The sequence below is a fragment of the Lamprobacter sp. genome (genome assembly GCF_034860625.1).
Classification (GTDB): Bacteria; Pseudomonadota; Gammaproteobacteria; order Chromatiales; family Chromatiaceae; genus Lamprobacter.
This window is the reverse complement of the sequence record NZ_JAYESN010000198.1, coordinates 1-5,808: the sequence shown is the minus strand read 5'-3', so window position 1 is coordinate 5,808 and position 5,808 is coordinate 1. Positions and strand designations below refer to the sequence as shown.

Below are 5,808 nucleotides of genomic sequence, written 5' to 3'. Positions count from 1 at the left end.
GTGCGGACTTGGTGGGCCATCTAGGGTATACAACGGCACCTTTTCGGACGGCTGGGTCACCTGCTCGCCGGTGATCACCAATTGATCAGCCAGCAGGCTGACCGCGACCTCGAAGTCCGCCCATCCATCCGGCGCATTCGACCAATGCAGGCCCAGCGTGAAAGGCTGCGCGGGATCGCGGAAGAGATCGCCAGACTGCCCGCGCACCCTGGCATCGCCACTCTCGATGGCGCGGGCGATATCATCTAGGCGGCTACCCTTGGCGAGCCAGTGCAGCAACCGCAAGGCCTCGAGCAGATTGCTCTTGCCTGCCGCATTGGCGCCGACCAAGAAGGTCAAGGCTGCCAAGGGTAGCGTTGCTTCGTCATAGCTCTTGAAGTTGGCGATTGAAATGCGTGTCAACATACGACTTCCCCTACGATGAGCATGTCATCACCTCACCTGATGCATCTTGTTGCGCTCATCGACCCTGTTTTGCTCTCGCGCATCCCAAACCGCCTTGACCTCCAAGAGACGCGGCAGAATGTCCGCGAAACACTCGATCAGGCGCGGCTCGAAATGGCTTCCGCTGCTCTCTTGCATGACCGCGAGCGCCTTTTCGACCGGCCAAGGCTCTTTGTAAGGTCGCCGCATGGTGAGGGCGTCGAAGACATCCGCGATGGCCACGATCCGGGCCGATTCCGGGATCGCCTCAGCGGCTAGACCGCCAGGGTAGCCGCTGCCGTCCCAGCGCTCGTGGTGTCGCAGCGCGATCTCGGCGGCAAGCTGGAACAGGGGGGCGTCGCTCACGCATAGAATATCGTGCCCGATCTGCGAGTGGGTCTGCATCACCGCCCATTCCTCAGGGGTCAACTTGCCCGGCTTGCGCAAGATCTCGCCGGGAATGCCAATCTTACCCATGTCGTGCATGGGCGCGGCTTGCTCGAGCTGATCGCAGGCCGCGGTCGTCCAGTCGCAGGCGCTTGCAAGTTCGCGCGCATAACCGGCCATGCGCCAGATGTGCACGCCAGTATCGGCATCGTTGTAATGTCCGGCGGAGCCGAGCATTGAGATTGCATCTCGATAGCTGCGCTGCAATCGCGACGCCTGCACCAGAGAAAGATGAGTCTTGACGCGCGCCCGCACGATCGGCGCCGAGATCGGCTTGACGATATAGTCGACCCCGCCGGCCTCGAATCCCTGCGCCTCATTGCCAGTCTCGGAGAGTCCGGTGACGAAGATGACCGGGATCGACTCAGTGGCCGGGTCGGCCTTGAGCGTCCTGCACACGGCATAGCCGTCCATGTCGGGCATCTGGATGTCGAGCAGGATCAGCGCCGGGCGCAGCTTGGCCGTGGCGGCCAAGGCCTCGGCACCGTTGCGCGCGAACAGCAAGCGATAGTCATCACCGAGTACTTGGCGCATCACTGCCAGATTCTCCGGCTGATCATCGACGACGAGGATGGGACCCTGGGGCAGGTAACTGATGGCCATAATCCGCGTTTTTCTATAAAAACCTTATATTTTCTCGACAACTTTACAGCCCTTGTGCGGCTCTTTAAGGTTCGTTCAGGCACGATAACCAAGTGCCACTCATGGTCGCGACGCGCTCAGGCAAGACCTTAAACGCTCGCAAGAGTCAGGTAAGACGGGTTCGCCCGCACTGGTGTTGACGGCGTGAACATGACTCAGATAAGGACAGATTATTTCCATTATCTCAGGTATTTATGAGCGGTGAGCACGACACCAGCCACCAGGCCAGGCGCTGGGCTCATGTCGCCGCCTCAAGCTCAACCCCAAGCCGAGCAGCCAGCGCAGCCACCGCCGCCCGACCAGCGGTGGCGTCGAGATCATCGATGGCCTGACGCACCGCGGTCAGCTGGGCGCCTGGCAGCTCCCGTGCCAACTGAGCCAAGGCGGGCTCGGCGCCGATCGGGTCGAATCCCGCAAAGGCCTCGAGCGCGGCTCGCAACAGCGGCACGATCCGAGCCGCATCGGGCGAACCCTGTTCGACTGGCGTGCTCTCGGCGAGCGTCGGCGTTGTCTCGTCTGGGGCATAGCGCGCAATGGCGGCGAACGCCTGTTCCAAGGCCGCGTGCAAGGCCGCGTGCAAGGCCGCCGTCGGTGCCGCGCGCGAGCCATCGGCATCTGCAAGCGCGCTGTCCAGGTTCGCGCGATCGGCATCCGCGCTCGCACAGTCTCGTTCTAGCGCGGCTGCTTGCGCGGCAACCTCCTCGAGCCCGAGATTGCCAGCAGCGCCCTTGATCTGGTGGGCGATTCGACGCGCCTCGCCGGGAACAGCGGTACGAATCAACGCGATGACCTCGGCGTACTCTTTGGCGAATCCGCGCAGATAGCGCCGATAGACCTCGACGTCTTTCCATAAGGCCAGCGCGCGCCCAACCGCGAGCCCCGGTAGGTCTGGCGTACCTGCCGAGCCACTGGATGCAGCCCCTGGTGCCTCCTCGGCTGCGGGGATGGCGGGCGAGCTCTCCGCATCGGGCACTGCAGCAACGGGCGCCGCGCCCTGCCCCGTTGTCAGCCGAAGAATGACCGCCACAGCCATCTCCACATCGAAGGGCTTGGACAGGAAGGCGTCCATCCCAGCTTGCTCAGCGGCCCTGTGCTGCACGCGCATGGCCCCCGCGGTGAGCGCAATCACCGGCAGGGAGGCGAGCTGCTCGCTTCGGCGAATGCGGCGGGTGGCCTCATGACCATCCATCACCGGCATCTGCACATCCATCATGACGGCGTCGACGTCTCGCGGATGCGCGAGGAGCCAGTCAAGCGCCTGCTGGCCATCGTTCGCCAGACTGATGTGTGCGCCCTCCTTGGCGAAGATGCGCTCGGCGACCTCACGGTTGATCTCGCTGTCGTCAACGACCAGCAAGCGCAAGCCGGCCAGCCGTTGCGCACGCGCACTGCCGGGCAGTGGCTTGGGGTGTTCGTCAAGACCTTGATCCAGCGCCTCGGGCGCCAACCGCTCGAAGGGTAGCTCGAACCAGAAGGTACTGCCCTCCCCGGGCACACTCTCAAGCCCGATGTCTCCCTTCATCAGCTGCACCAGTCGGCGCGAGATCGCCAGCCCCAAGCCAGAGCCACCGAACCGCCGAGTGGTGGACGCATCCGCTTGGCTGAACGGCTTGAACAACCGCGCCTGGGTCTCGGCATCGATGCCGATGCCCGTATCGCTCACGGTAAAGCGAAGGCGCACGAAGGCTGCGCTGGTCGCAACCGGCTCGACCCGGACCTCGATCCGTCCCTCGGCTGTAAACTTGATCGCATTGCTGGTCAGGTTGCTCAGGATCTGACCGAGCCGAAAGGCGTCACCGCGCAACGGCCAGTCGCTGCAACCGGGCGGGACGATGGCCAAAACGAGGCGCCGGCCTTTGTCCCTCACCTTGGCGTTCGCAGTCATCAGCGTGTCCAGGGTGTCCAGCACCGTCCTGAGCCGGAACGGGGCCTGCTCGAGCTCGATCTTGCCGGACTCGATCTTGGACACATCGATGATATCGCTGACAAGGGCCAGCAGCGTCCGCCCGGACAGCTGGATCTTCTGCGCCAGCTCCTGGGCCTCCTCGGGCAGGTCCTGGCGCTCGAGCAAATAGGCGAGACCGAGCACAGCATTCAGCGGGGTACGGATCTCGTGACTCATATTGGCGAGAAAGGCATCCTTGGACTGGGCCGCGGCCTCGGCCTGCTCCAAGGCCGCTTCCAACTCCTGGGTCCGGATCGCCACCCGCGCTTCCAACTCAAGGTTGAGACGGCGAATCTCCGCCTCCGCGGCCTTGCGTTTGGTGATATCGCGAATCGTCGCCTGAATGAAAGGCTGACCTTGGCGCTCCAGCCGGGTCAGCAGGATCTCGGTATCAATCAGCTCGCCGTCCAACCGCCGATGCTGCCATTCGAAGAACGTGGAGCCCGACGCCATCGCCTGCTTGAGCACTCCCAGCGCCGCGTCCTCGGAGCGTCGCCCATCAGGCTGGTACTGCGGTGAGACATCCACGGCTCGCAGGGTCGTGAACTGCTCCAGGCTCTCGGCCCGAAACATCCGCAGCGTCGCCCGGTTGGCACTGCGGAAGCGCCAATCCGGCGGCGCTGCCGTCATCAGCGCATCCTCGGACGACTCGAACAGTTGCCGATAAATCGCCTCGCTCTCACGCAGGCTCGCCTCAGCCATCTGACGCTCAGCGATGTCCTTGGCAAGCCGATCGGCGAGCCGCCGCGCCCTGATCGATTGCGTCATTGCGCCGGCAACCGCGACCGCCATGACCAAACCAAAGAGCAGCAGCAGGAGCTCGGCGCGACCCGTGGTCTCGACGGATTGGCCTGCTTGGACCGCCCGCCAGAGTGCGAGGGTGAGCGTGGCCAGCAAGATCCCCACGACGATAGCAATCCACTCTTGGCGTTCTTGTTCGTGAATCCAGACCAGCGCGATACAACCACCGCCGAGAAGCGTGAAGGCCAGCGCTGTATGCAGCGCCATCTTGGTCAACTGTCCCCAGCCATAGGCGGTTGGCAGAGCGAGCAGATAGCCGAGCAACGCGACCATCCCGAGGCCGGCAACCACGCCCGCCAGGATTCCCGCCAACCGCCAGCGCAGCGAACCGCGGCCGCCAGACATCAGCAGCAGGCTGCCCCCGAAGAGCACAAAGGACAGCGCGGTATTGGGCGCCATGCGGCCGGGATGCGACGTACCAACCCGGATCTCGTGCGCCATCAGCAGCTGATCGATGCCAAGATCGATCCCGAGCGCGTATTGGCTGAGCGTCAGCGCAGCGATCAGACTGACCAGAAAGCCAACCACCAGGACGAGCGATCCACGCTGGCCTCCGCATGCCCAGAGACCGACTCCAGAGAGGACGAAGCCGAGGGCCGTGTTGTACTGCATGGGCACCATGCCAGGCAGAACCTGAACGATCCATGGCAGCTTAAGATGCCAGCCGATCATCACGGCCAACCCGATAACATGACCACGATGGATGCCAGGCGCGCTGCGCGTTCTAGGATCATGTGGCTGCCTCAAAGCGCTTGGTCCGTTCGAGATCGCGGGGGCGAAAGCAACCTGACCGCGCAGTCGCGAGATCCAGGCAAAGATACCCAAAGGCGCTCAACACCAACGCCCCCACAACCCTGCCAACAAACCCGGTATCGATGGGCTGAGCCTGATCTTGCTGAGCGTATCCCCAGTCAAGCTGGCTTGACTATCCCCCAATCCGGCTCATTAATTAACCCCTAGATGGTAGCTTGGGCTGGATTATTGCACTGAGCGACCGGTCGATCGGCTAGTCCGGTCCCACGATATTGGGCTTAATCGCATAGCGAATCAGCTCGGTCCGATTACGCAATCCGAGCTTGCGCATGAGGTTGCGCCGATGGGTCATGACGGTTTCTTTGGAGATCCGCAGGCGGTCCCCAATCTCGGCGGCGGTGAGCCCTTCGGCGAGCAAACCGAGCACCTGCCGGTGCCGCGGGCTAAGCCGCAACGCATCAGGCGCTTGCGGACCACCGCTCGCCTGGCACTCTGCCCTCGCACGCGGATTCAGGCTAGCGATCAAGGCTTCGACCCGATGGAGCAGCTGTGATGCCCCCGTGTTACGCGGCAGGGGCAGCGCCTGCGTGGCTGGAGAATGGCCTCCAGTAGGCCATTTTCCGGACCAAACGCGGCTTGGTTTCTCGTCTTGCTGGTCATCTGTCTATTCGAGACAGCCTCATTCGGCTCCAAGCATATAGGCCAGATCCAGCTCGATCGCCTCGAACGGGGTGATGCGGGCGCGGGTCTCGTCCTTGAGCGTGGCGATCACCTTATAGTGGCCGTCTTCTAAGGCG

5 protein-coding genes are annotated in these 5,808 nt (G+C 63.3%); 1 reads left to right on the top strand and 4 read right to left on the bottom strand.

Going from position 1 to position 5,808, the window contains the following annotated elements; translation table 11 throughout:
- The 4 genes from VBE63_RS23840 to VBE63_RS31590 all read right to left on the bottom strand — a co-directional run.
- Positions 1–405: AAA family ATPase (locus VBE63_RS23840; RefSeq protein ID WP_323685510.1), on the bottom strand; the 405-nt coding region annotated here is incomplete at its 3' end.
- A gap of 27 nt (positions 406–432) precedes the next feature.
- On the bottom strand, positions 433–1,473 hold the full coding sequence (locus VBE63_RS23835) for a response regulator (RefSeq protein WP_323685509.1): 1,041 nt from the start codon (positions 1,471–1,473) through the stop codon (positions 433–435).
- A gap of 277 nt (positions 1,474–1,750) precedes the next feature.
- Complete coding sequence (locus tag VBE63_RS23830) at positions 1,751–4,870, bottom strand: ATP-binding protein (protein WP_323685508.1); 3,120 nt, start codon at positions 4,868–4,870, stop codon at positions 1,751–1,753.
- Between the two features lie 394 nt (positions 4,871–5,264).
- Positions 5,265–5,438, bottom strand: a complete 174-nt coding sequence (locus tag VBE63_RS31590) for a response regulator transcription factor (RefSeq protein ID WP_416274655.1) — start codon at positions 5,436–5,438, stop codon at positions 5,265–5,267.
- Here VBE63_RS31590 and VBE63_RS23825 point away from each other — a divergent pair.
- Entirely contained in the window at positions 5,355–5,564 is a 210-nt protein-coding gene (locus VBE63_RS23825) for a hypothetical protein (RefSeq protein ID WP_323685507.1), read from the top strand. The two genes, VBE63_RS31590 and VBE63_RS23825, sit on opposite strands and share 84 nt — an antisense overlap.
- Positions 5,565–5,808: the final 244 nt, after the last annotated feature.